The sequence below is a fragment of the Streptomyces sp. NPDC052236 genome, assembly GCF_044548015.1.
Taxonomy (GTDB): domain Bacteria; phylum Actinomycetota; class Actinomycetes; order Streptomycetales; family Streptomycetaceae; genus Streptomyces.
Map to the genome: position 1 here is coordinate 237,417 of NZ_JBIUBL010000010.1, position 24,244 is coordinate 261,660.

The 24,244-nt window shown below is 70.4% G+C and carries 21 protein-coding genes; 4 read left to right on the top strand and 17 right to left on the bottom strand.

The features are described from left to right. Positions 1-170: 170 nt before the first annotated feature. From ACIHCQ_RS19285 to ACIHCQ_RS19315, 7 genes are all read right to left on the bottom strand, one after another. Positions 171-1,019, bottom strand: a complete 849-nt coding sequence (locus ACIHCQ_RS19285) for an ABC transporter ATP-binding protein (RefSeq protein WP_399663489.1) — start codon at positions 1,017-1,019, stop codon at positions 171-173. Further along, positions 1,016-2,035 carry an ABC transporter substrate-binding protein gene (locus ACIHCQ_RS19290; protein ID WP_399663492.1) on the bottom strand — a complete coding sequence of 340 codons (1,020 nt, stop codon included), beginning with the start codon at positions 2,033-2,035 and terminating at the stop codon, positions 1,016-1,018. Before ACIHCQ_RS19290 ends, ACIHCQ_RS19285 begins: the two co-directional genes overlap by 4 nt. Positions 2,036-2,090: 55 nt before the next feature. Continuing rightward, positions 2,091-2,960 (bottom strand): ABC transporter permease, encoded by an 870-nt coding sequence (locus ACIHCQ_RS19295; protein WP_399663495.1) that lies wholly within the window; start codon positions 2,958-2,960, stop codon positions 2,091-2,093. 459 nt (positions 2,961-3,419) lie between these two features. Further along, positions 3,420-4,013: a GTP-binding protein gene (locus tag ACIHCQ_RS19300; protein WP_399663498.1), complete on the bottom strand. Its 594-nt coding sequence runs from the start codon at positions 4,011-4,013 to the stop codon at positions 3,420-3,422. Next, a complete protein-coding gene (locus ACIHCQ_RS19305) occupies positions 3,991-4,362 on the bottom strand; it encodes a DUF742 domain-containing protein (protein WP_399663501.1) in 372 nt (123 codons plus the stop codon). The genes ACIHCQ_RS19300 and ACIHCQ_RS19305 overlap by 23 nt, the downstream gene beginning before the upstream one ends. A gap of 2 nt (positions 4,363-4,364) precedes the next feature. Further along, positions 4,365-4,799, bottom strand: coding sequence for a roadblock/LC7 domain-containing protein (locus ACIHCQ_RS19310; RefSeq protein WP_399663504.1), 435 nt, complete (start codon positions 4,797-4,799; stop codon positions 4,365-4,367). Positions 4,800-4,806: 7 nt separating this feature from the next. Next, positions 4,807-6,552, bottom strand: coding sequence for a sensor histidine kinase (locus tag ACIHCQ_RS19315; protein ID WP_399663506.1), 1,746 nt, complete (start codon positions 6,550-6,552; stop codon positions 4,807-4,809). 649 nt (positions 6,553-7,201) lie between these two features. Here ACIHCQ_RS19315 and ACIHCQ_RS19320 point away from each other — a divergent pair. Further along, the gene (locus tag ACIHCQ_RS19320; RefSeq protein ID WP_399663509.1) at positions 7,202-8,242 is read left to right on the top strand and encodes an iron-containing redox enzyme family protein; all 1,041 of its coding nucleotides are present in this window, start codon (positions 7,202-7,204) and stop codon (positions 8,240-8,242) included. Here the strand turns inward: ACIHCQ_RS19320 and ACIHCQ_RS19325 are convergent. The 4 genes from ACIHCQ_RS19325 to ACIHCQ_RS19340 form a co-directional block, all read right to left on the bottom strand. Next, positions 8,216-8,536: a CDGSH iron-sulfur domain-containing protein gene (locus ACIHCQ_RS19325; RefSeq protein ID WP_399663512.1), complete on the bottom strand. Its 321-nt coding sequence runs from the start codon at positions 8,534-8,536 to the stop codon at positions 8,216-8,218. The genes ACIHCQ_RS19320 and ACIHCQ_RS19325 overlap by 27 nt on opposite strands. A gap of 17 nt (positions 8,537-8,553) precedes the next feature. Next, positions 8,554-9,219 carry a HemK2/MTQ2 family protein methyltransferase gene (locus ACIHCQ_RS19330; protein WP_399663514.1) on the bottom strand — a complete coding sequence of 222 codons (666 nt, stop codon included), beginning with the start codon at positions 9,217-9,219 and terminating at the stop codon, positions 8,554-8,556. Between the two features lie 68 nt (positions 9,220-9,287). Next, complete coding sequence (locus ACIHCQ_RS19335; protein ID WP_399663517.1) at positions 9,288-10,118, bottom strand: 2OG-Fe dioxygenase family protein; 831 nt, start codon at positions 10,116-10,118, stop codon at positions 9,288-9,290. Between the two features lie 57 nt (positions 10,119-10,175). Beyond that, entirely contained in the window at positions 10,176-11,297 is a 1,122-nt protein-coding gene (locus tag ACIHCQ_RS19340; RefSeq protein WP_399663520.1) for a glutamate--cysteine ligase, read from the bottom strand. 295 nt (positions 11,298-11,592) lie between these two features. Here ACIHCQ_RS19340 and ACIHCQ_RS19345 point away from each other — a divergent pair, with 295 nt between their 5' ends. Together ACIHCQ_RS19345 and ACIHCQ_RS19350 are read left to right on the top strand one after the other, a co-directional pair. Continuing rightward, complete coding sequence (locus tag ACIHCQ_RS19345) at positions 11,593-12,042, top strand: hypothetical protein (RefSeq protein ID WP_399663579.1); 450 nt, start codon at positions 11,593-11,595, stop codon at positions 12,040-12,042. A gap of 7 nt (positions 12,043-12,049) precedes the next feature. After that, positions 12,050-15,979, top strand: a complete 3,930-nt coding sequence (locus tag ACIHCQ_RS19350) for an AAA domain-containing protein (protein ID WP_399663523.1) — start codon at positions 12,050-12,052, stop codon at positions 15,977-15,979. 40 nt (positions 15,980-16,019) lie between these two features. Here ACIHCQ_RS19350 and ACIHCQ_RS19355 read toward each other — a convergent pair whose 3' ends face one another. Then, entirely contained in the window at positions 16,020-16,190 is a 171-nt protein-coding gene (locus ACIHCQ_RS19355) for a hypothetical protein (protein ID WP_399663526.1), read from the bottom strand. A gap of 81 nt (positions 16,191-16,271) precedes the next feature. Here ACIHCQ_RS19355 and ACIHCQ_RS19360 point away from each other — a divergent pair, with 81 nt between their 5' ends. Next, complete coding sequence (locus ACIHCQ_RS19360; RefSeq protein WP_399663529.1) at positions 16,272-17,492, top strand: right-handed parallel beta-helix repeat-containing protein; 1,221 nt, start codon at positions 16,272-16,274, stop codon at positions 17,490-17,492. A 62-nt stretch (positions 17,493-17,554) separates the two neighbouring features. Here ACIHCQ_RS19360 and ACIHCQ_RS19365 read toward each other — a convergent pair whose 3' ends face one another. From ACIHCQ_RS19365 to ACIHCQ_RS19385, 5 genes are all read right to left on the bottom strand, one after another. Then, entirely contained in the window at positions 17,555-19,291 is a 1,737-nt protein-coding gene (locus ACIHCQ_RS19365) for an amylo-alpha-1,6-glucosidase (protein ID WP_399663531.1), read from the bottom strand. A gap of 83 nt (positions 19,292-19,374) precedes the next feature. Then, positions 19,375-20,244, bottom strand: a complete 870-nt coding sequence (locus ACIHCQ_RS19370; protein ID WP_399663533.1) for a carbohydrate ABC transporter permease — start codon at positions 20,242-20,244, stop codon at positions 19,375-19,377. Next, on the bottom strand, positions 20,241-21,224 hold the full coding sequence (locus ACIHCQ_RS19375; RefSeq protein WP_399663535.1) for a carbohydrate ABC transporter permease: 984 nt from the start codon (positions 21,222-21,224) through the stop codon (positions 20,241-20,243). The genes ACIHCQ_RS19370 and ACIHCQ_RS19375 overlap by 4 nt, the downstream gene beginning before the upstream one ends. Positions 21,225-21,244: 20 nt before the next feature. After that, a complete protein-coding gene (locus ACIHCQ_RS19380; protein WP_399663537.1) occupies positions 21,245-22,489 on the bottom strand; it encodes an extracellular solute-binding protein in 1,245 nt (414 codons plus the stop codon). 175 nt (positions 22,490-22,664) lie between these two features. Beyond that, the gene (locus ACIHCQ_RS19385) at positions 22,665-23,681 is read right to left on the bottom strand and encodes a LacI family DNA-binding transcriptional regulator (protein ID WP_399663539.1); all 1,017 of its coding nucleotides are present in this window, start codon (positions 23,679-23,681) and stop codon (positions 22,665-22,667) included. Positions 23,682-24,244: the final 563 nt, after the last annotated feature.

The window sequence follows — 24,244 nt, forward strand, 5'->3', positions numbered from 1 at the left end:
GGGCACCGCGCACACCCAGGATGCGCCGCCACAGAGGCACTTCCGACCCATCGCCCCCTGTCAAGCGTGCGCCTACGCGGTGTGACGCATCAGGGAAAACGCTTTCCGGCCCCGTACCACCCTCCGCCGGGGGTGGTACGGGGGCTCATTGATGGGATCGGTCCCTGTGCTCACTCCTGCGCGGACGCCGCGCCGAGCAGGCGCCGGATATGGCTGGTGGCCTCGCGGAACTCCGGCCGTCCCATCGTCTCGATGTAGTTGCGCTCGGCGGGCAGCCCCACCTCGATGATCTCGGTGATGGTGCCGGGCCGCGGGCTCATCACCACCACCCGGTCGGCGAGGTAACACGCCTCCGAGATGGAGTGGGTGACCAGCAGCACGGTGGTGCCGGTCTCCCGCCAGATGCGGTTGAGCTCCATGTTCATCTGTTCGCGGGTCAGCGCGTCCAGCGCGCCGAACGGCTCGTCCATCAGCAGCACCGGCGGCTCGTGCAGCAGCGCCCGGCACAGCGCCACCCGCTGCTGCATACCGCCGGACAGCTCGTGCGGATAGGCGTCCTCGAAACCGCTGAGACCGGTCATCTCGATCAGTTCGTCCGCGCGCCTACGGGCCGCGTCTCCCGGCATCTTGCGCATTTCGGCCTGCAGCAGGATGTTGCGCCGCGCGGAGCGCCACTCCAGCAGGGCCGCGCGCTGGAATACGTATCCGATGTCGGGGCGCGCGCCCCGCACCCGCTCGCCGTTCAGCAGGACTTCGCCCGCTGACGCCTTCAGCAGCCCGGCGACCAGCTTGAGCAGCGTCGACTTGCCGCAGCCCGATGGGCCGACGATGGCGACGAACTCCCCCGCCGCGACATCGAGGGAGACGTCGCTGAGCGCGGTGACGTCCCGGTTCTTCGTACGGAAGCGGACGGCGACGTCCTCGATGCCGACCGCCGGCGTCGCCCTGGCCGTGGCTGCCTCGCTGTCCTTGTTCATTTCCAGCGGCTCCCGCACCGTTGTGTCCCTTGCCATCGTCATCCCTTCAGCGCGCCGGCGCTGTCCATGTAGTCCGCGGGTGCCTTGGGGCTCTTGACGAGACCCGCCTCGGCGAAGACGTCGATGGTCTGCTGCCAGTCGGCCTCGGCGTTGACTCCCGGTGCCTTGCCCTTGGTCGCGTCGGTGTGCAGCAGGGTCAGCGTCGTCTTGAACTGCTCGGCGAGGACCTCCTTGGGCGGCAGCTGCTCACTCGCGCCCTCCATCGCCGCGACGGCCGGGTCCGGTGCCTTCTCCGCGGCGGCGAAGGACTCGCTGACGGCCCGCACCATCCGCTTGGCGACATCGGCCTTGCCTGTCAGGGTCTTCTGGCCCGCGATGAGGCCGTTGGAGTAGAAGTTGAGGCCGTTCTCCGAGAAGCGCAGGTAGCCGACGTCCTTCTTGGCCTTGTTCTGCATGGTCGGGCCCTGGTCGCTGGCGTAACCGAGCAGTCCGTCCGTCTTTCCGGAGATCACCGCGGCGATCTTGCCCGCCGGGTCGGTGTTCTGGACCTTGACGTCCGACTCCTTGAGGTTGTTCTTCTTCAGGAAGATCGGGAAGGTCTTGGAGAGTGCGTCACCCGCGGTTCCCGCGATGGTCTTGTCCTTGAGGTCGGCGGGCGTCTTGATGCCCTTCGACTCGAAGAACTGCACGGAGGAGGGCGTGGTCTGCAGAAAGACCCCAAGGCTCTTCACCTTTACGCCCGCGTCGACGCCGGAGAGCAGGGCGGGGGTGTCAGCCCAGCCGAAATCGGTCTGTCCGGCGCCCGTTGCCTGGACCGTCTTCTGGGAGCCCTGGCCCGCCTGGATGGTGAGATCGATGCCGTGCTTCTCAAAGATCTTCTGCTGCTTGCCGTAGTAGAACGGCGCGTGTTCTCCGTACGGGTACCAGTTCAGCGTCAGCGTCACCTTGTCGAGCTTCTTGCCGGACTCGCTCGTCGTCTTGTCGGAGCCGTCCTCACCACAGGCCGTGGCGACCAGGAGCAGCGGAACGAGGCCGATGGCAATTCTGCGGGCAGTCATGGCTGGTCCTATCTAAGGGGCCGGTCGTAGGGCAGGGGGCCGCAGGAGCTGCGAGTCAGTACGCGGTGGTGACACTCGCGTCGCGGCGGCTGGCGTGCCACGGGAGCAGGAGCTTCTCGGCGATCTCCACGAGAACGAAGAGGATGACGCCGATGAGCGACATCACGAGCAGCCCCGCGAAGAGCATCGGCGTGTCGAGGTTTCCGTTGGCCTGGAGGATCACGTACCCCAGTCCCTCGTTCGCGCCGACGAACTCGCCGACGACGGCACCGGTCACCGCGAGCGTAACGGCCACCTTGAGACCCGAGAAGAGATGCGGCAGCGACGCCGGGAAGCGGATTTTGACGAAGGTCTGCCAGGGGCTCGCGCCCATGGTGGCGGACAGTTGGAGCATTTCCGGGTCGACCGCCTTGAGCCCGGTCACCATCGAGATGACGACGGGGAAGAAGGCAATGAGCACGGCGATGAGGATTTTCGGCGTGATGCCGAAGCCGAGCCAGACGACGAACAGCGGCGCGATCGCGATCTTGGGCACGACCTGGGCAAAGAGCAGGATCGGGTAGAGGGTTCGCTCGACGGTCGACGAGTAGACCATGACCACCGCGGCGAGTACGCCGATACCGACGGCGATCACAAAGCCGAGCAGTGTCTCGTACGTGGTGACCCAGGTGTGCTCCCAGAGGTAGGCGGTCTTGCCGGTCAGGACGTCGAACGTCGCGCCGGGCGAGGGGACGAGATAGGGCTCGACCAGTTCGGCGGCGGCGATGACCCACCACACACCGAAGCAGGCCAGCAGCAGCGCTACGGGCCGCCAGCTCTGGTCGGCGGCACGGATGGCCCGCTCCCGCGCGCCTGGCTTGCTCCGCTGGGCGACACCCGCCACTTTCGCGGGCGTTGCCTTGGTGATGCTCTGGCTCACGGTCAACTCCTCTGGGCTCCGGACCGGTCAAGAAGAGCCGTCTGGGACTGAGTTGGGACGGGTGGGCAGTGCGTGGGGACTGCGGTGTGAAAACGGTTCCAGAAAGCGCTTTCTGACGAGGTGTCGCCACGCTATTGACTACCTGTACGCAGGGTCAATAGGCCGGCCCGAAGTTTCGGGGGATGCAGTGAGTGAACGTGCGGCACGGGCCCACTCGACCCTGCGCGCCCAGCGCTCCCGCGCCATCCTGCGTACGGGGCGGCCCGCGAACTGCTCGCCCGGACGGCACGGACGGCCCGGACCGTCGGCTTCACTCAGTCCACCCGTCCCGCCTGCGTCTTCGCGGTGACCGATACGGGAACTCTCCCCGCCGCTGACCGCCATGGGGCAGGACCTCATGGCGGTCAGCGGTGGGGAGGTGGTCCTGCGCGCCTGCGTGGCGCCGCCGCCTCCGCCTCCCCGGGCTCAGTCCTCGTCCGGCACCTCAGCGGTGGTGAGCAGGTGCTGAACGAGCGTCATCAGCGTCCCGATCCCCGAGCTGGAGATCCGCGCGTCGCACAGCACGACCGGCACCTCCGGCTTGAGGCCGATCGCGGCCCGTACCTCTTCGGGTTCGTAGCGGTAGGAGCCGTCGAACTCATTGACGGCGACGATGAATCCGATGGAGCGCCGCTCGAAGAAGTCCACGGCGGAGAACGAGTCCTCCAGCCTGCGCGTGTCGGCCAGGACGACCGCGCCGAGCGCGCCCGCGGCGAGCTCGTCCCACATGAACCAGAACCGCTGCTGGCCGGGCGTGCCGAAGAGATAGAGCACATGGTTCTCGTCCAGGGTGATCCGGCCGAAGTCCATGGCGACCGTCGTGGTCGACTTCGACTCGATGCCGTCCAGGTTGTCGGTCGCCACCCCGGCCTGGGTCAACAGCTCTTCGGTACTGAGCGGTTCGATCTCGCTGACCGCTCCGACGAAGGTCGTCTTGCCCACCCCGAAGCCACCCGCGACCAGGATCTTCAGGGCCGTCGGGAACAGTTCGACGGGGTCAGAGTCGTCGTCGTAAGCCATCGAGCACTGCCTCCAGCAGGGAACGATCGGTGGATGTGTCGGGGCGGCGAGGCGGGTGCGCGGTGACCGCACCGCAGTCCACGAGGTCGGAGATCAGCACTTTGGCAACGGCCACGGGAAGCTTGAGGTGCGCCGCGATCTCGGCGACCGAGATCGGCGCGGCGCACAACCCGAGCGTCTGGGAGTGCTCGGGGCCGAGCGTCGACCGAGGCCGTGTCCCCGTGGCCAGCACCAGGGAGAGCAGATCCAGCGCGGCCGTGGAATGGGTGCGGCCCCCACTCACCGTGTACGGGCGGACGAGCCGGCCGGCCGCTTCGTCCAGCAACGGCCCGTCATGGGGGACCGGCACCACTATCGCCTCGCGATGCTCGGCGCTCCCGCCGGGTGTCTGGCCGGGGTCGCCAGATACGGCCGTACGCTCTTGACCAGCATCGCCATCTCGTAGCCGAGGACAGCGGCGTCCGCCTCGCGCCCGGCGAGCACGGCGAGGCAGGTGCCGGAGCCCGCGGTGGAGACGAACAGCAGGTTGGAGTCGAGTTCCACCACGACCTGGCGCACCTCGCCACCGTCACCGAACCGCGCTCCGGCGCTGCGGCCCAGGGAGTAGAGGCCGGAGGCGAGCGCCGCCATGTGGTCGGCGCTGTCGGGGTCCAGGCCGTGTACGGATTTCACCAGCCCGTCGGAGGAGAGCAGTACCGCACTCTGGGTGTAGGGCACGCGCTGGACCAAGCCGCTGAGCAGCCAGTCGAGGTCCGAGGCGTGGCCGTTCGGCACTTCGCTCACCATGGCGCATCTACTCCTTGGGGGTTTGGTTGTCGTGGCGTTGGGGGGCGGCGTTCTCGGGCGCGGGGCTTGCGGGTGCGGGATCCCGGACCGGCTGGGACTCGGCGAGGCCGATACCGCGCTGGAAGGCGGCCATGAGGCCCGGGTCGTGGAGGGGGTGGTCGTCATCGTCGTTGCGGGGCGGCGGGGCGGCCCTGAGCTGGGGGACGAGGTGTTCCTGGCTGCGCCGCCTGGGCAGTTGGGGGCGGCCCATGGTGCCGCGCACGACTCCGCCCGGTGATGGCCCGGTCGCGGACGGCGCGGAGTGGTTGACGCCGGGGACGGCTGCGGCCGGGTTGGGACGGTCGCGCTGTTCGCCGCGTACGGGGAGGGGGCCCGCGCCGGGCGAGCCGACTGAACCGGGTGAGACGTGGACCGGCCGGGCGGCGGAGGAGGAGACGGCGGGGCCCGGCGTCTCCGCGTCCGGCTCGGCGCCGAGCAGCCTTTGCGGCAGTACGAGGACGGCCTGGACGCCGCCGTAGATATTGGGCTGGAGCCGCACCGCGATGCCGTGCCTGCGGGCGAGCGCGGCCACGACGAACAGACCGATCCGGCCGTCCTGGAGCAGCTGGGCGACGTTCACCTGGTCGGGGTCGGCGAGCAAGGCGTTCATTCTGTCCTGCTCGCCGACCGGCATGCCGAGGCCGCGGTCATCGACCTCGACGGCCAGTCCGGCCGTGACGTGCTGGGCGCGCAGCAGCACTTGGGTGTGCGGGGCGGAGAACAGCGTGGCGTTCTCCACCAGTTCGGCCAGCAGGTGGATCACATCGGCGACGGCGTGGCCCTGCAGCGTGCCGTCGATCGGCGGCACCAGTTTGACCCTCGGGTACTGCTCCACCTCGGCGATCGCCGACCGGAGCACCTCGGTCATGATGACGGGCTTGGACCACTGACGCCGTGAGACGGCGCCGCCGAGGACCGCGAGGTTCTCGGCGTGCCTGCGGATACGGGTGGCGAGGTGGTCGACGTTGAAGAGGCCCTTGAGCAGATCGGGGTCCTCGACGCCGTTCTCCAGCTCGTCCAGGAGCTGGATCTCGCGGTGGACCAGCGACTGGAGCCGCCGGGCCAGATTGACGAAAACCTCGACCTTCTGTTCATTGCCGACGCTGCTGGAGAGCCGGGACGCCTGCACCACGGCGACCACGGCGGTCTCGTGGGAGCGGCTCAACTCCTGTGCCAGCAAATCGAATTCGTCTCCGTCCGGGGGTACGGGGGCCGACGCGGGGCGGGCGGGCAGGCCGCCGCCCCGCCTGAGCTGCTCGACGACGGCACGCAGGTCGGCCTGCCCGCGCACGGTGGACCGGCGCAGGGCCGTACAGCGGTCGTGTACGGACGAGGCCAGGCGGTCCGCGCCCATCGCCGCCGCCGCCACGGAAGCTATGGCGAGCACGGCGGAGGCGGTCATCACGGCCCACAGGCCGGAGGACGGCCGGGGCGCGGCGGAGTGGATCGCGAAGACCACGGCGATGGCGCCGCTGAGCGCGGTCACAAGCGTCGGGAGGACCGCGGTGCGCAGGAGTTGCGGGCGTATACGGATGTCCGCCGGCGTCACGGTGCGCGACGACACGGTCTGCGACGAAGCGGTGCGCGGCGCCGTTCGCGACGACGCGGTTCGTGGCGGTCTCCGCGCTGACGACAGAGGGCGGGAGCCTGGCCGGCCGTGCCGCCCACCCTCACGGCGATCGGACCGCACGGTGAGTGCGCGTAGTGGAGACATCAGCGTCCTTGGCACGTGGGGCCCCAGGAATCGGCGTACGGCTGGCGGTCGGCTTCGGCGCAGCGGAGGGCCCGGCGCATGTACGCAGCATGAGCCCACCGTTGATCACCGACCACACACGGTAGTCGCCGAGCAGTCACATGCGACAGGCAGTTGACAAACTTGCCCGCCATTCGTCCCGCTCTGGTATGAGGCCTCGCACTCCAGCCCGAAAACGGACGCTGCCGAGTCAGGCGCTCGGCGCCACCTCGGTGGCGCACTGCCTGAGCGGACTGTGCAGAGGCGCCCGCTCTGCGCAGGCCATACCCTCACAGGCTGGTCAGGACAGGCGCGCCCCGGTGTTGGTGCGGCACAGCTGCCGATAACCGGCCTGCCGGTCAGCCTTCGACGCCGGTGTCGCCGTGGGCCTGTCCGACGGTGCCCGCAACTGTCGCGGCTGACCTCGTTGGACCAGGCCGAGCCCGCTGTCGTGCGGGAACCGTCCGGGTTTGCCCGCCCGGCGACGCCGCCGGATGCCCGCCGGCCGCGTGGAGTTGCTCGCGGGTGCGGACGCCCACCCGCTGCCGTACGGTCGGGAGTGACGAGACTCTGGCTACAGCGCGCCCGGACGCGACCGCGCTGATGTTCCCCACCACCGAGGAGAGCCACCGTGCCCGAGAGCGTCACGGCACCGCACACGCACGCCCCCCTCCAGGGCCGGACGGAGGCGACGCTCCCGCAGCCTCGGGGACCACTGTCGGCGGTCGTGCTCGATGCCCTGCGCGCACCCCCTCCCGGGCCCGCGGCTCTTCGCCGCCTGTGGGTCGACGACCGCGCGGCGTTCGGCGATGATCTGCAACTCGCACTGCACGTTTGCTACGAGTTGCACTACCAGGGTTTCTCCAGCGTCGATGCCGTCTGGGAGTGGGACGCCGAGCTGCTCGGGCTGCGCGGCCGGATGGAGCAGGTCTTCCTGGCCGGGCTGCGCGCGGCGACCGCGGGCGGCGACGACGTCGCCGGGGAGCTGGACGCCCTGCTGGTGGAACCGGTAGGCGGCGCGGGGCTCTCCCGCCATCTGTGCGAGCACGGCGAGTGGTGGCAGATGCGCGAGTCGTTCGTACACCGCTCCATCTACCAGCTCAAGGAGGCCGACCCGCAGATGTGGGTGGTCCCGCGGCTGCGGGGGCGGGCCAAGGCGGCGCTGGTCGCCGTCGAGTACGACGAGTACGGTGGCGGCCGCGCGGAGCGCCTGCACGCCCAGCTCTACGCCGACCTGCTCGCCGGAGCCGGTCTCGATCCCCGCTATCTGCACTATCTCGACCACGTGCCCGCGCCGTCCTTGGCGATCGTCAACGCGATGTCGCTGTTCGGGCTGCACCGCGCGTTGCGCGGCGCCCTCGTCGGGCACTTTTCCGCGGGCGAGATCACAACCGCTTCCAGCGCCGGGCTCATGGTCCAGGCACTGCAGCGGATGGGCGCGGATGACGCCTGTGTGCATTTCTACCGCGAGCACGTCGAGGCCGACGCCGTGCACGAGCAGGTCATGCGGCGCGATGTTGTCGGCGGGCTGCTCGATGACGAACCGGAGTTGGCCGGGGACGTCGTCCTGGGCATTCAGGTGGCCGAGGTGCTGGGGAACCGGCTCAGCGACCACCTGACGCGCGCCTGGGAAGCCGGCCGCTCCTCACTGCGGCGGCCCCTGCCGGGGTGAGCCCGCCGGCGGGCGACGGCGGTGGCTGGAGTCGCACCACGGGTAGGTACCGCTGCGGCGGCAGGCGCACAGCGCGATCATGAAGCGGTCGGAGCTGACGGTCCGGCCGTCGGCGAGCACGACCTCGACGGGCCCCTCGATGAGGATCGGCCCGTCCGGGTCGATGACCACGCGCCGCGGCTCGGGCGAGCGGGGCGCTGCCGGGCCGGACCCCGCCTCCGGGGGCGGCTGCCCGTCCTGCGCCGCACACCGCGGGCAACGCGGCCCGGCCTCCGGCCCGCAGGAGTTCGCCACGGAACAACCACCCCTTCTCATCCCGGCTGGTCGGCGCGGACCACCACCAGCTCCTCCTCCCGCTGTCCGGGAGCGATCAGCCCTTGTGCCTCCAGCCACGCGGCCCGCGCGCTGAGGACAGGCCCGAACGGCTGCCGGCGCCGGGCCACGACCGATGCCTTCAGCCCTGCCTCGCCCAGCATGTGCAGCGTCAGATCCGGTCCGCACAGGGCGGAGTGCACCAGCAGCATCGTGCCGCCCACGCTCAGCAGCCGCGGTGCCATGGTGCACAACCGGTCCACATACAGCCGTCCGTCCGGCCCGCCGTTCCAGGCGCGCGCCCGCCCCGTTCCGGCGGCGCCGCCATCGGGGCAGGGAACGTACGGCGGGTTGGCCGTCACCACGTCGAACCGCCGGCCCACCGCGCAGGCGCGGAAGTCGCCGTGCTCGACGCGGATGGGGAGGCGGCGCAGGCGTGCGTTGCAGCGCGCGGTCAGCACGGCCGGATACGAGGTGTCGACGGCCCACACCCGGGAGGCGCCGAGGCGCGCTGCCGTCACGGCGATCAGGCCGGTGCCGGTGCACACGTCCAGTACCCGGGCTCCGCTGGGCACGGTCGCCTTCGTCAGCGCCTCCCGCAGCAGGTGGGAGTCGCCCTGTGGCCGGTACACCCCCCACGGCCACGTCGGCCTGAAATATGACACCGCAGACACCTCAGACAGCGTGTCCTCAGACCCCGTGCCGGATGCTTGCTGCCGGCGGAGGCGGGCGTTCACAGCATCGGCGCGAACGGCGCCACGCCGACGATGAGGATGCAGCGCTCGCCGGGCCCGGGGCCGTCCCCGAGCCGCACCGGGGCGACGTAGTGGGTGACCCGCGGGTCGTGGACCGCGTAGGTTTCCAGCGGGTCCACCAGGGTGAAGCGCGCGTGGATCTCGGCGGGCGGCAGGTCCTCGGGCTGCCGGTCGAGGCCGTCCGGGGAGGCGATGACGTTCTCGCCGCCGCGGACGTTGGCGCATCTGATCAGGTGCGCGAAGGTGAACGTCGCGCGTCCGCCGTCCTGGTGAAGGCAGTTCGGGGAGGACACCGCGATCTCGTCCCGGTCGCGCGCGGCGAGCTTGATCATGTGGACTCCGGCGTACAGGGGGCTCCTGCCCAGCTCGTCCAGCCACAGCGCCTGCTGGATGTCGAACCGGATGAGGTGAAGCAGCAGCGGGTTGACGCGGAGCGCGGCCGGGACCTCCGGGAAGCGGCGCCGCATATGGGCGTACTCGGGGTTGTAGCCGTGCTGGTCGTACTCGGTGACCGAGCCGTGCGCGGCGTCGGGCACGCCCGGGATCCAGGACAGCTCCGCCGTCCAGGGCAGGTACACGGCGTGGGAGTACCTGCGGAAGCGGTTGGTCGTTGGCGCGTACGGGTCCACCGGCAACTCGGCGAAGGCGTCGGTGATCTGCCGCAGCTCCTCGGCCCGCCCGTCCCCGTCCGGACCGAGGGCGAGGTCCTGCGCGCGGTAGCGCGCGAAGCCCTTCCCTCTGAGGTCACCGGAGCCGCCGCGCGGGCTGGGTGCGGTCATCAGGCTGTGCCCGTACTGGCTGCCATCCATGTGTGTCCTCCGGGGCCGGGCCGCGGTGGTCGCTCTTCCAGCATGCTGGGACATTCCTCATCGCGCCTCCTGGCGGAGCGACACCGGTGCGGCGGGCCCGGCGCCGTCCGTCAGGGTGACGAGGTCGTCCACGACGCCGGTGAGACCGCGGTGGCGGGCGGCGGAGGCGCGCTGCTGCTGAGCACCGGTGCCCCGCGTGGCGAGGCGCCGCAGGAAGGCCATGACCGTGTCGGCGTCGCCGTGCTCCTCCAGGGCTGGGCGCACGTGGTCGACGAGCCGCCTGGCCTGCACCGGTGTCGGCAGGATCCGGCCGGTCAGCGCGTCGACGCCCGCGCCGGGCCAGCCGTCGCGCGCGGCCCGCCAGTACGCGGCGCGCAGCAGCTCGCCAGAGGTCCGCGGGCCTGGATCGCCGCGCAGGACGAGCGCGGTCGCGGTCACCACGAGCGCACGGACGAGCGCCGCGAGAGCGACGGTGTCGTCGGCGTCGGGCGGCACGTCCATGGCCCGGATCTCCAGGGTCGGCAGCCGCGGATGGGGCCGGATGTCCCAGAACGGAAGAGTGGCATCGAGCATTGCCTCCGATTCCTCCATGGCGGTGGCGAGCTGCTGGTAGTGCTCCAGCGACTCGACGTACGGCGGCGGGCCCAGGCACGGGAACCGGCCCCGGACGACGGCGCGCCAGCTCGCGTACCCCGTGTCGCGGCCGCCGTGGAAGGGCGAGTTCGCGCTCAGCGCCACCAGCAGCGGCAGCCAGGGCCTGAGGTGGTTGCCGACCAGCGCCGCCGCCTCGCGGTCCGCCACCTGTACGTGGGTGTGGAAGGCGCAGACGACGAAGTCCTCGAGCATGGTCCGGTACTGCTCCATCCCGGCCCGGTAACGCGGATGGTCGCCGATCTCCGCCGGGCCGGTCCCGCCGATGACCGGCGTCCCCGAGGCGCACAGCCGCAGCCCCTCCGCCTGCGCGGCAGCCGCGACGACCGACCGCGCCCGGATCAGGTCCTGCCGCAGCTGCGCCGGGCCGGGACAGGGCGGCGTCTTCACCTCGATCTGGTACTCGGTGAACTCGCCGCAGACGAGCTCGCCCAGCAGCACGGCGGCCCGGGCGACGACCCGGGTGCCCGCAGGCGCCACGGCTCGGCTGCCGGGGTGTACGAGAAGGTGCTCCTCCTCCACTCCCACCGGCGGTGGCTGCCCCGGAGCCGTCGGGCGTGGACCTGCTTGCTCTGGAGTGCTCATCCCCCAGAATCGCGCGAATGCCCTCCCCTGTCGCGCCGGCCTGCGACTCGACGCCCCGGGGCCCGGCAACCCACCTCACATTCCACCTGCTGCGAGAGGCCTGTGACCCATCGCTTTCACGCCAACAACCCGCGGCGTTTCGGAAACACCTGTGCCACCTGTCGGACCCACGGACTAACGTCATGCGCCCGTGCCTCCATCCGCTGCACGGAAGACCGAGGGGAAGCGCGTGACGACCATGCCCGAGGACCGGACCGGGTACCGGATCTCCATCATCGACGAGGACTCGTTGCGCTCACGCAAGGAAGCGCGCGAACTCCTCGCCGAGATCGCCGACGCCGACCCCGGGGCAGCCCTGGACGTGCCCCGGCAGCGCGGCGCGGCCCGTGACACGGACAAGGGCGGTGGGCTGTCCGCCGACACCATCGCGCTGGTGTTCAGCGCAGGCTCGCTGGTCGCCGCCGGGGTGCAGGTGTGGCTGGCCCGGGTGCCGCAGCGGACCGTCATCGTCAGCCGGCCCGACGGCGCGACCCTGCACATCACCGGCAAGCAGGCCCGCGAGGACGACGAGCGGATCGAGCGGTTCCTCACGGGCGACGCCGGGGCCGCGAACGACGCGAGCAGCGCAGGCGACGAGCGCGCCGAGAACGGCGACGGCAGCAGCGGCAACGGCACGGCGGCGGGCTGAGCGCGATATGACCGACAACGACCGGTACGCCATCCTCATCGGCGTATCCACGTACGACAGCGACGCCTACCACGACCTGCCGCCCGTCCGCGCGGACCTGCACTACATGCGGGCGGTGCTGGAGAACACCGAGATCGGCATGTACAACGACTGCGCGATGGTCGCCGAGCCGACGCGCGCGGAGATGCTGCACGCCATCGAGACGTACCTGGAGGAGCGGCAGCCGAGTGAGACTGCCCTGCTCTACTTCAGCGGGCACGGCGAGTTCTGCGAGGACGACAACCAGCTGTACTTCCTGACCCGCGACGCCGACCCGGACGACCTGCCGGGCACAGCGGTGCCCGCCGAGTTTCTGGAGCGGATGCTCCAGTCCTGCCGCGCTTCCTCGAAGATCGTGCTGCTGGACTGCTGCTCCAGCGGCTCCGTCGTACAGGGCTGGAGCGCCAAGGGCGCCCCGGGCGAAGACCTGGACCGGCAGCCCGCGCCCAGCACCCTGCTCCGGCCGACCGGCGTGTACTTCATCACCGCGTCCGACGCCCTGCAGTCCGCGTCCGCGATGTCGCCGCCCGGGTCCACGCTCGGCACCTCCCGGTTCACCGGGGAGATCGTGGAAGGACTGCGCAACGGCCGGATCAAGGGCAACAGCTGGATCACTCCGGACGACCTCTTCGACTACCTGACCGCACAGATGGCGCGCAACGGCGTACCCGAGGAGCAGCGGCCCACCAAGTCCACGATCCGGGCCACGCGGAGCCTGCCCTTCGCGCGGTCGGTGGCACGCCCCGTCCACATCCCGGCACTGCCCCGCGACGCCGCCGAGGCGGCCCGGTACTCGCCCGCCCTGCTCAAGGCGCGGGAACTGGCGGCGCTGGAGGCGCGGGACGGCATCGACTGGCAGCAGCTGCTGCGGTACTACGTGCACTGCCTGGGCGCGCAGGCGGCGGCCGGCATGCTGCCCGACCGCGACAGCGGGCTCGACTCCAAGTACTTCCTGTGGCACAAGGGCGAGGAGACGATCCAGTCGGGGCGGGGCGCCGCCCTCCCGGCTCCCGCGCGGCTGCCCAGGCCGCAGGCCAGGACAGGCGGGACAGGCGGGACAGGCGGCGACGCGGGCGCGCAGCAGGAGTACTGGTACGGCTATCCGGCAATCACGCTGCCCGTGCGCGACGGGGGCCGGGGACGCCGTACGGCGGTACAGGTGGCGCCTCTGCTCCTCCAGCAGATGGAACTCGCACCGGACGAGGACGGCCGGGACGTGCTCCGCCCGAGCGGCGTACCGTCCCTGCACACCGGCGTGATCGCGGAACTGCTGGACGCGGGCGACGCGGCCGACCTTGTCGCGCGCTGGCAGCCGGCCTGGCAGGAGGGCAACGACGCGCAGATGCTGCGCGCCGTGCGGGAGTTGCTGGAGGAGCTGGGGCTGCCGGAGCTGGAGCCGCTCGACCCGGCCGCGCTCAGCGAGCAGTCGGTGATGCAGGCGCTGCGGCCCGGCGCGCACAACGCTGCGGTGCTGCTGGCGCCGTCGGGTGTGGAACTGATCGCCACGCAGGCCCTGGTGGACAACCTGCTGCAGATGTCGGTGCGGACCGGGCAGATACCCGGCACCGCGCTGGACGCGCTGCTGACCGGTGGTGAGGCCGGGGCGGGGACCGCGTCCGCCGTCGTGGTGGCGCCCGGTCCGTGCAACGAGAGCCAGGAGCTGGTGGTCGCGTCGGCGATGACCCGGCCGCTGACCGTGGCGACCGGGCCGCCCGGCACGGGCAAGAGCGAGGTCGTCACGGCCGTCGTCACCACCTGTGTCACCGCCGGGCAGTCCGTCCTGGTCGCGTCCACGAACAACGAGGCGGTGAACGTCGTGGCCGAGCGCTGCGACGCCATCGCGCCGGGGCTGATGATGCGGACGGGTAACTCCGAGGCGCTGGAGCGGGAGGCGGCGAAGCTGGAGCGGCTGCTCGGCGAGCCGGTACAGGCCCCGCGGCGCGGTTCGGCGACGGTGGGCGGGGAGCTGCGCAACACCCGGGAGCTGGCCGCCGGGCAGCGGGCGGAGGCGGAACGCCGAGTCGGCGAGGAGGGGCGGCTGCTGGAGCTGCTCCGGGAGCGGGAGGAGCGGGCGGGCGCGCTGGAGCTGGAGCTGCCGCTGCTGGAGGCGCTCTGGGCGGGCGGGGACGGCGTCGCCGCGCTGGACCGCTGGAAGGCGAGAGCCCGGAAGGTGGCCGGGGCCCGCCGGTGGCAGTTCGGCCGGTGGCGCAGGGGGCGGGCACTCGCCGCGCTCGTCGCGGCGGCGGCCGACGCCCCGGAGGGGGCGCCGTGGCCACGGTGGGCGGCCGAGCGGCCGGTGCCGCCCGAGCTGCTGGTGGCCCTGGCGGACGCGGTCGCGGTGGAGCGGGAGCTGCGGGAACTCGTACCGCGTCATGCCGACTGGGACGAGGCGGGGTTGAGGCACGCGCGGCTGGCGACGGCGGGCGCGCTGTCGGACTTGTCGGCGGAGCTGTCCCGGGCCCTGTCCACCGAGGCCCTGACGAAAGGGCATGCGCTGATGGGGCAGCGGCTCCAGGCGCTGCGTGGCCGTTCTGGGTTCCAGAAGAGCCAGAAGAACCTGATGGCGCATATCAAGGGCTGGGGCATCAGCACTCACTCGGTGCGGCAGCTCGAACTCACCCCGAAACTGTTCGACCTCGTCGTCATCGACGAGGCGAGCCAGTGTTCCATCCCGTCGGTACTGCCACTGCTCTTCCGGGCCCGGCGGGCACTGATCATCGGTGACCCCATGCAGCTGGGGCACATCCCCGGCATCTCGCCGCAGCAGGAGCGGCAGGCCCGGGTCAGGGCGGGGCTGAGCGCGGCACAGTTGGAGGATCACCGGCTCGCGTACCACGTGTACTCGGCGTACCACGCGGCGGCGCAGCACGGCGAGTCGGCGCTGCTCCTCGACGAGCACTACCGGTGCCACCCGGCGATCGCCGATGTCGTCAACGGCTACTGCTACGCGGGCCAGTTGCGGGTACTCACCGACGTACGGCGGCAGGTTCCGGCCCTCGACCCGGTGGGGGCGGCCGACCCGGCGCCGGTGCTGGGCTGGGCGGACGTACCGCATGGCGAGTCGGCGCGGGGCGGCGACGGGCGGTCCTGGCGCAACGCGGCCGAGGCGAAGGCGGTGCGGCGGGTGGTGGACGAACTCCTCGCCCGGCTCCCGGAGGATGCGACGGTGGGCGTGGTGACACCCTTCCGGGCGCAGAAGGAGGCGCTGGGGCAGGTGTGGCGCGACAACGACCGCGTGCGGGTTGGGACGGTGCACGCCTTCCAGGGCGGGCAGCGCGACGTCATGGTGCTGAGCCCGGTGGCCACACTCAACACCCCTCCGCGGACGACGCACTGGGTCGCGAGCCAGGTCAACCTGTGGAACGTGGCGGTCACTCGGGCCAAGTCGCAGCTGATCACCGTGGGGAGCCACGCGTTCTGGCAGGGGCAGAGCGGTCTGCCGGCGCTGCTCGCGGGACGCTCGGTGCTGCTGGGGGCTGGTGCCGGTGAGGACCACAGGCCGGGTGGCGCTACGGGTGGCGCTACGGGTGCGACCGGTGCGACCGGTGCGGCCAACCCGGTGACCGCCTTCCGCGAGGAACTCGCCGACCGGCTCCAGCGGTACCTCGGCAGGCGCGGGATCACCGACCTGGAGCGGGCGGCGGTGGTCGGCGGGCACACGGTCGACCTGCTGTTCACAACGGCCGGGGAGAACACGGCGGTGCTGATCGACCCGGGCCCGCCACCCGGCCGGGACCCGGCGCGGCACCTGCGACTGACGCACGCGCGGGGCGACCTGCTGACCGGACTGCCGTCCGGTGGACACGGGGCGAAGGCATGCGAGGTGAGCCGGACGGTGCGGGTGCCCGCGTGGCGCGTCCTGGCGGGCGAGGACATGCTGGCGCCGCTGCTCGACTGAGGCCGGTCATGGTTCGTACGGGATGGGCAGTGCGTCCGGTTCAGCTTCCGCTCAGGCAGCCGGCGACGAACGTCATGTGCTGGATGTTGCCGTCAGCCCGGTTGCGCGAGAGGCAGCGCGAAACCGACGCGCGTACGGCACGCAGGCTCGTCGGCCTGACCATCAGGTCCAGGCGTTCATAAATACGAACAAGAATCATGTACGCGCCCATTGACGTGTCCAGAGCAAGACTCCTAGCGTCACACAGCAAGCGCTTTCCCATCAGTGCACGGCCGCACCCTGGAGTCGAACCATGCGCCTGAAACCCGTCACCCTGTCCACCGGCCTCCTGGCCGGCTTCCTCGTCCTGTCATCCGGAACCAGCGCACACGCCGGACCCACACACCTCGCCGTGCAGACCGGCAGTCAGGTGCAAGCCACCGACCTGTATGTGGCGAGTAACGGCACTGACAGCAACCCAGGGACACTCACCGCCCCACTGAAGACGATCCAGCACGCGGTGAACCTGGCGCAGGCAGGGACCACGATCCAGATCCGGGGCGGAACCTACGCACCGAGCACGAACATCCAGCTGCTCAAGAGCGGCACGGCGAGCCAGCCCATCACCCTGCGCAGCTACAACGGCGAGCGCGTTCTCATCGACGGCGAGAGCATGCCATACACGCCGGGAGCGGTGGGCTCGTCCATCCCCCGTCCCGAGCGTGGCGCCGTCCACATCGAGGGGGAGCACTGGCGGCTGATCGGCCTGGAGATCATCCACGGCCCCTACGGCGTGTTCGGCCTGGACACCAGCAGCAATGTCTTCGACCGCCTCGTCACCCGGGACAACTACGAGTCCGGGTTCCACCTCCAGGGTGCCTCCAGCAACAACCAGATACTGAACCTGGACAGTTACGGCAACCGCGACCCGCGCAAGAACGGCGAGAGCGCCGACGGCCTGGCCATCAAGGAAGGCTCCGGCAGCGGCAACGTCGTGCGCGGTGCCCGGCTGTGGAACAACGCCGACGACGGCCTGGACTACTGGATGTTCGACAACTCACCGATCCTCACCGAGAACTCCCTCGCCTGGGGCAACGGGTTCAACCGGTGGAACCTGCCCGACTACCAGGGCGACGGCAACGGGTTCAAGATGGGCGGCAACGGCGTGGCGGCCAACCACACCGTGCGCAACAGCATGGCGTGGGACAACTCCGCCGGCGGCTTCGTCGACAACAACAACCCGGGCAAGATGCAGATCGACCACTGCACCGCGTGGCGCAACCCCAAGACGGGGTTCAACTTCAACCGTTCCTCCAGCACTCTCACGAAGAACCTGGCGGTAGCCAATGGCACCGACGCCTCGCTGGGCTCGACCTCGACCGGCAGCGGCAACTCCTGGAACCTCGGCGGCACCTGGTCGTTCGCCGGCACCAACGCCGGGACGATCACCGGCCCCAGGACAGCCGCCGGCGCCATCCCGTCCTCCAACTTCCTGCGCCCCAGCAACAGCGCGGACGTCGGGGCACGGTTCTGACCGTGCCGCAGGTGCGGCGGGCGGTTCGCGCCAACTCTGCCAGGAGGAAGCCGGCGCACCGCTCACCGATCGCCTCGGCGTGCGTGTGCTTCGGCGAGGAGGAGGTAGCTGCTGGCGGTCCAGGTGTAGGCGCGGTCGCGCAGGCCCGTTCCCGTCAGGGCGTCGAAGTTCTCGGCGAAGCCGTGGGTCTCGCACAGGGCGCGGAAGCGGGCGCTGATCTCGTCCGCCAGCCGGTGGTGGCCGCTGCGGCGCAGGCCGTCCTCGATGAGGACCGTGGCGGGGGCCCATATGGGGCCGCGCCAGTAGCCGTCAGCGAGGTAGTGCGGTGAGGCGGGCAGTTCGGTGGCGAGGCCGTGCGGGGTCAGGTGAGCCTCGATGCGGCCGGCCAGCACACCGCTGACGTCGTCCGGCAGATGCTCGCCCAGCACGATGGGCATCAGGTCGAGGAGGCTGGAACTGTTCCAGGTGTCCCCGGTGTCGACTCCCCGGGCGACGAACCGGTCGCCGGTCCAGAGCTGGTCGAGCATCGCCGTCTGGGCCGCCTCGGCGGCCCGCGTCCACTCGCCGGCCTCGTTCGGCCTGCGCAAGTCCGTTGCCAGGCAAGCCAGTTCGTGCAATTGAAGGATGAGGAAGGCGGCCAGGTCAGCGGTGACGACCACGCGCTCGGGGTCGAAGGTGGTGGCGTTGTCCCAGCCGCTGTCGTTGCCGTGCTGGTAGTGGGGCAGTTCGGCGCCCGGTGCTCGCCGGGCGGTGAGCCAGAAGTCCGTCCAGCGTTCCAGCCTGTCGTACGTCTCGGTCAGTTCGGCCTGGCCGAGCGGCATGGTCAGCCGACGGCGCAGGCGACCGAAGGCCCAGCCGTGAATGGGTGGTTTGACGAAGTTGTAGAGGATCTCGGAGTGGGTGACCGAGTCGGGCAGCGCCCCGGTCTCGTCCTGGTGGTCGAAGGGCAGGTGGTACTGGTCCCAGGCCAGTTCGGGGCATCCAGGGGCCAGGGCAAGGGCGTTGAAGCAGTGGTCCCAGCTCCAGACCTTGTCCATCCAGTGCTTGGACATCAGTACGGCGGGCCGGGTGACCAGGCCCGCCGGGCGTACGGTCGCGGACCACACGACGTAGGCGGCGAGTTCGGCGGCCGGTGTGGCGGGCGAGCGCCAGCCGGCCACCGTGTCGGCGAAGTCCGCGAAGGAGTTCCGCGCGGCATCGGCGATCGTGCCGAAGGCCGCCGCGGACGCGTACGGCGGGCGGGCCGTGTCGAGCTCCTCGACCGCGATCTCCCAGGGACCGTCCGCGTCGGCGGCGACGGTGAGGCCACGGTCACCACCGCCCAGAGCCTGTGCGCCGAACGTGTCGGCCACCGTGCCCGACAGCACGGTGACGCGGTAGCGGCGTCCGGTTTCGTACGAGGTGAACACGTGCGCGTCGGCGGCCGCGTCGCGGAAGAAGTACGTGCCGCTGAACGGGGTCAGCGCCCGGGCCGCCGCCGAAACGCGCAGCGGCAGCCCCGTACCGCGCAGGCGTACGGTGTCCGGCGACTCGTAGGCGAGGTCGACGCGGCCGGCCGCGCTGATCCAGCTCAGCAGGCCCGGTGTCGCCTCCACGCGGGTCTCGGCCCGCTCGCCCGTCGCCCTGTCGAGCGGCACCAGACGCAGGACGGCATGCATGCCGTTCTGGTGCGACACGAGGTGGAGGTCCTCGGCATAGGTCTTTTCCGCCACCACGGGGGAGAAGCCGAACCAGGATCCGTGCGTGCTGAACGGGATGTCGTGGACGGAGAAGGCCGGGCCGGATCGGGCGGCGGTCATGCAGCTTCACTCGTTTCTCGGGCAAGGGTGGCCGACCGTCCGACGGACGGACGGTGGAGCCATGACGAGGTGGAAGGAGTCAGTCAGTCCTTGACCGCACCGGCGGTCACTCCGGCGGCGACATAGCGCTGGGCGAGTACGAGGATGACCGCGGCCGGCAGCGAGGCCACGACGGCGGTGGCCATGATGGCGTTCCACTCCTGGTTGTTGTTGCCGATGTACTGGTAGATGCCGAGGGTGATCGGTTCGTGGGCGCCGCCGTTCGCGAGGGTGCTGGCGAAGACGAAGTCGGACCAGGACCACAGGAACGCGAACAGGGACACCGTGACGATCGAGTTGCGGCTCATGGGCAGCACGATGGACCAGAAGGTGCGTACGGGCCCGGCTCCGTCCGTCTTGGCGGCCTGGAGCAGTTCGCCGGGGATGCCGGACATGAACGCGGTGAAGATGAGTACGGCGAAGGGGACGGCCAGGGTGGAGTCCGCGACGATGAGGCCGGGGACCGACTGGAGCAGGCCGAGGCTGAGATAGATGGCGTAGAAGCCCATCGCCATGATGATGCCGGGGATCATCTGGGCGACCAGGAAGAGGAAGCTGAGCACGCCGCCGCCGCGTGGCCTCAGTTTGGCCAGGGCGTAGCCGGCGGGCGCGGCCAGCGCCACGGTCAGCACGACCGTTCCCAGGCCGATGACCAGGCTCGTGGCGAGATAGGGAAGCTGCTGGTCGAGGACCGCACGGTAGCCGTCGAGCGTGCCGTGGACGGGGAACAGGTCCGGGGGCGACTTGCGCATGTCCTGGTCGCGGGTGAAGGACACGTTCAGCATCCAGTAGACCGGGAAGAGCATGACGGCCGTGAGCGCGAGGCCCGTGGCTGTCTGCCACCAGGTGGTCCGGCCCCGACGCGGACGGTGGCGCGGTCGTGGTTGTGGTTGTGGTGTGGTCGCGGTGGTCATGAGACGTACTGCTTTCGCTGGACCCTCAGGTACACCAGGCCGAAGACCAGGGCGGCGACGACGAGCAGGTTGCCGACGGCCGCACCGGGGCCGAAGGCGGGGAGCAGGTTGCCGAAGCCGAGCTGATAGGACCAGGTGGCGAAGGTGGTGGTCGAGTCCGCCGGGCCGCCTTTGGTCATGATCCAGATGATGTCGAAGACCTTGAGCGTGTAGACCAGGCCCAGCAGCAGGGTGATGGCGGACACCGGGCGCAGCAGCGGGAAGGTGATGCGCCAGAACCGCTGCCAGGCGTTCGCGCCGTCGAGGGCCGCCGCCTCGTACAGGCTCGTGGGAATCGACTGAAGACCGCTGTGGAGCACCACCAGGTTGAAGGGGACGCCGATCCAGACGTTCGCGATGATCACGGAGGTCAGTGACCACGACGGCGAGGTCAGCCAGTTCACCGGCCCGATGCCGACGGCGTGCAGGGCGGCGTTGACGATGCCGGAGTCGCTGTTGAGCATCCACGACCAGGTGGAGGCCGACACGATCAGTGGCAGCAGCCAGGGCACCAGGAACAGGGCCCGCAGGGTCGCGGAGAGCCGGAAGTGCCGGCTGAAGAAGACCGCGAGAGCCAGGCCGATCGCGTACTGGAAGACCAGCGACACGGTGGTGAACACCACCGTGTGCAGGAGCGCGGGGCCGAACGTCGGGTCGTCGAAGACCGTCAGGTAGTTCTCCAGGCCCGTGAAGGGCGCGTCGCCCTGGACGAAGGAACGGACGGTGTAGTTCCTGAGGCTCAGATCGACGTTGCGGTACAGCGGATACGCGTAGAAGAGGATGAGGTAGAGGGTCACCGGGGCAAGGAATCCCCAGGCGGCCCACTGCTGGGAGGTGGGACGGCGCCGTGGCGCCGTGCGTGCCGGGGGCGGGACGGCGGTCGCCGCCCCGTTCCGGTCATGCGCGGTCCGACGGTCCGGCAGCTGTGTCGTGCGGTTCATCAACGGACCCCGGGTTCTGGTTACTTGACGGCATCCTGCGCCGCGGTGAGCGCGTCCTTCGGCGACTGCGACCCGCTGAGGGCGGACTGGACCGCCTTCCACATCTGCTCGGAGATCTTGGGGTACTTGGTGCCGAGGTCGTCACTGGTACGCCCCTTGGCGGCCTTGACGGCGTCCACCCAGGGCTTCAGCTCCGGGTTGGCCGCAACCTGCTTGCCCTGCACCTCGCCGGTGGGCGCGACGTAGGACAGCGTGGTGTCGGTGGCGAGCAGGTTCTGCGAGTTGGTGAGGCAGGACACAAGCTTCTGGGAGGTGGTGTAGCGGCCGGTCTGGCCCTGCACCGGGATGGTGACGAACTCACCGCCTGTCGGGGCGGCGGCGTTGCCACCCTTGGCGGCAGGGATGGGGATGACCCCGTACTCGAAGCCGGCCTTCTCGGCGTTGGCGAGCTGCCATGTGCCGTTCTCGGCGAACGCGTAGTCACCGCTCGCGAACTCCTGCCAGCTCGTCGTCTGGGTGTTGTTGATCACCGAGTTGGGGGCGTAGCCCTTCTTCAGCCAGTCGCTCCACAGCGACAGCGCCGAGACGGCCTCGGACGAGTCGAGTTCGGTCAGCTTCGCGCCGGAGCCCCAGAACCACGGCAGGAACTGGAAGCTGCCTTCCTCCGTGCCGATCGCGGAGAAGGTGATGCCCTTCTTGCCCGCCTTCTCGACCTTCGCCAGCGCCGCCGTCAGCGAGGCCCAGTCCTTCACCGAGGCGACGTCCACGCCTGCGGCCGTGAGGACCTTCTTGTTGTAGTACAGGGCCAGGGTGTTGGCGCCGATCGGCGTGCCGTACGTCTTCCCGCCCGCCTGACCGGCCGCGAGGAGGTTCGGGTCCGCCTTCGAGGTGTCGAGCTTGTTGTCGTCGGTCGTGGTGAGCATCCCGCCCTCGGCGAGGGTCGACACGACGGGGTTGTCGACGATGAGCACGTCGGCGGAGTTGTCCTGTTGCGCCGCCAGCAGCGCCTTGTTGGTCAGGTCGCTGGTGTCGAACGCCGTCCGCTTGATCTTCACACCGGCTTCGGTGCCGCAGTTGTCCAGCAGCTTCGCCCATGCCGAGCTCTTGTCGAACTGCGGGTAGGGGTCCCAGATGGTGTAGGCGCCGCCGGCCTCCGACTTGCCGGACGTGTTGCCGTCGCCGGAGGAGCATGCGGTGGTGGCGGCGGTGAGGGCGACGACGGTCATGGCCGCGGCGGCGAGACGGCGTCCGGTGGATCTGTTCATGGGGCTGTTCCTCTTGGTTTTGGCATGGGTGTGCCAGGGAGGGTGATGGGAGGGCTTGTGCGAGGGGATGCGACGGGAAGGGTGGGACGCGGAGGGTGTTACTGGTTACAGGGGCGGCGGTCAGGGGTTCGTCTCGGAGCCGGATTTGGCCTGTACGTCGCCGGGTGACCTGGTGCTAGCGCCCGGTGCCGGCGGGCCCGGTGCTGGCGCGCAGTGAGATCGGCGGCGCGAGCAGGTGGTGCCGGGCCGGCGCGTCGGGCTGGTCGAGCCGCTCGACCAGCAGCTCGACGGCGAGGCGGCCCATCTGTTCCGCAGGGACGTCCGCGGCCGTGAGCTGCGGAGTCATCGTCTCCGCCCACCGGCTGGCGACGACCCCGGTGACGGAGAAGTCTCGCGGCACATGGCGGCCGGCTGTGGCCAGCCCTCGGTAGAGGCCGCCCAGCGCGGCCTCGTTCAGTGTGACCAGCGCCGTGGTGGCCGGATCGTCGTGCAGGATCCGCTCCAGACATGCCTGGCCGGAGGGTGCGTCGTCACCGCAGCAGTACGTCCGGCTGGTGAGTCCGCGCTCCGCCGCGGCCTTGGCGAAGCCGTCGAGGCCCCGGTGAGCGGATTCGTACCCGGCTCGCAGGAGCTGCTCGGGTCGGTTGACGAAGGCGATCGTGCGGTGCCCGAGGTCCGCGAGGTGGTGGACGCATGCCTCCGCCAGCGCGGTGTGGTCCAGGCCGACCCACCAGCCGTTCTCCGGATGTGCTGTGCGGCCGATGGCGACTGCGGGGAAGCCCACCGAGGTGAGGTGGTCGAACCTGTCGTCCTGGAGCCGGAGCTCCATCAGGATCGCGCCGTCGACGCGGCGCTCACCCAGGAGCCGCTGGAACGAGCGGTCGCTGTCCATACCGCTCGGAGAGAGCAGCACGTCGTAGTCGTAGGCCGCGGCGGCCTCGACCACACTGCCGATGAAATCGAGCTGCATGCCGGTGTAGTGGTCACCGGCCGGAGGGAAGACCAGACCGATGGTGTTGGTCCGGCCGTTGGCCAGGGCGCGCGCACTCGCGTTGGGCTGGTAGCCCAGCTCGTCGATGACCCGCTGGATCTTCTGGCGGGTGTCGTCCGACACCGGGCGCTTGCCGCTCAGTGCGTAGGACACGGTGCTCCGGGAAACACCGGCCCGCTTGGCGATCTCACCGATGTTCACGGGACTCCTTACTCGAACCGGTTCGTAGATCTCGGAAAGGAGACCGTCGTCGGCCGCAGGTACTGGGGGGCACGATATCGATGGCGCCCGGCTGTCGAACCGGTTCGCGTGATGTGAAGGTAAGAGGAAGCCACGGGGGTGTCAATCCCCCTGCCGCACTTCCCGTAACTGCCGCGAAACGCCACCGAGGCAGCACCTGCCCCCGCCCGCAACCCCAGGTAACGCCTGCCACCTGCGAGTACCGGGCTCTCGCGGCTCGGAACACCCGGGCAGCGGGCCGACGCGCCTCAGGTTTCTGTGTCGCGGGTATTGCTGGCCGGTTTTCCTTGGTGCTAGCTTCCCGATCCGGCGGCGTTCGAACCGGTTCGACTGTTCGGCCTATCGATGGACACATGGATCCGTCGCGGCACGGATTGCCCTGTACGTCGGTACGGGGCCCACGGCGGCACACGGTTCCGGTACGCCCGCTCGTACGGCATCGCCGCCCGCCGCCCGCCCCCCGTCTCACGCCTCACGCCTCACTCCTCTACGAAGCCACGGAGATCCCCTTGCGCCCCAGAAGA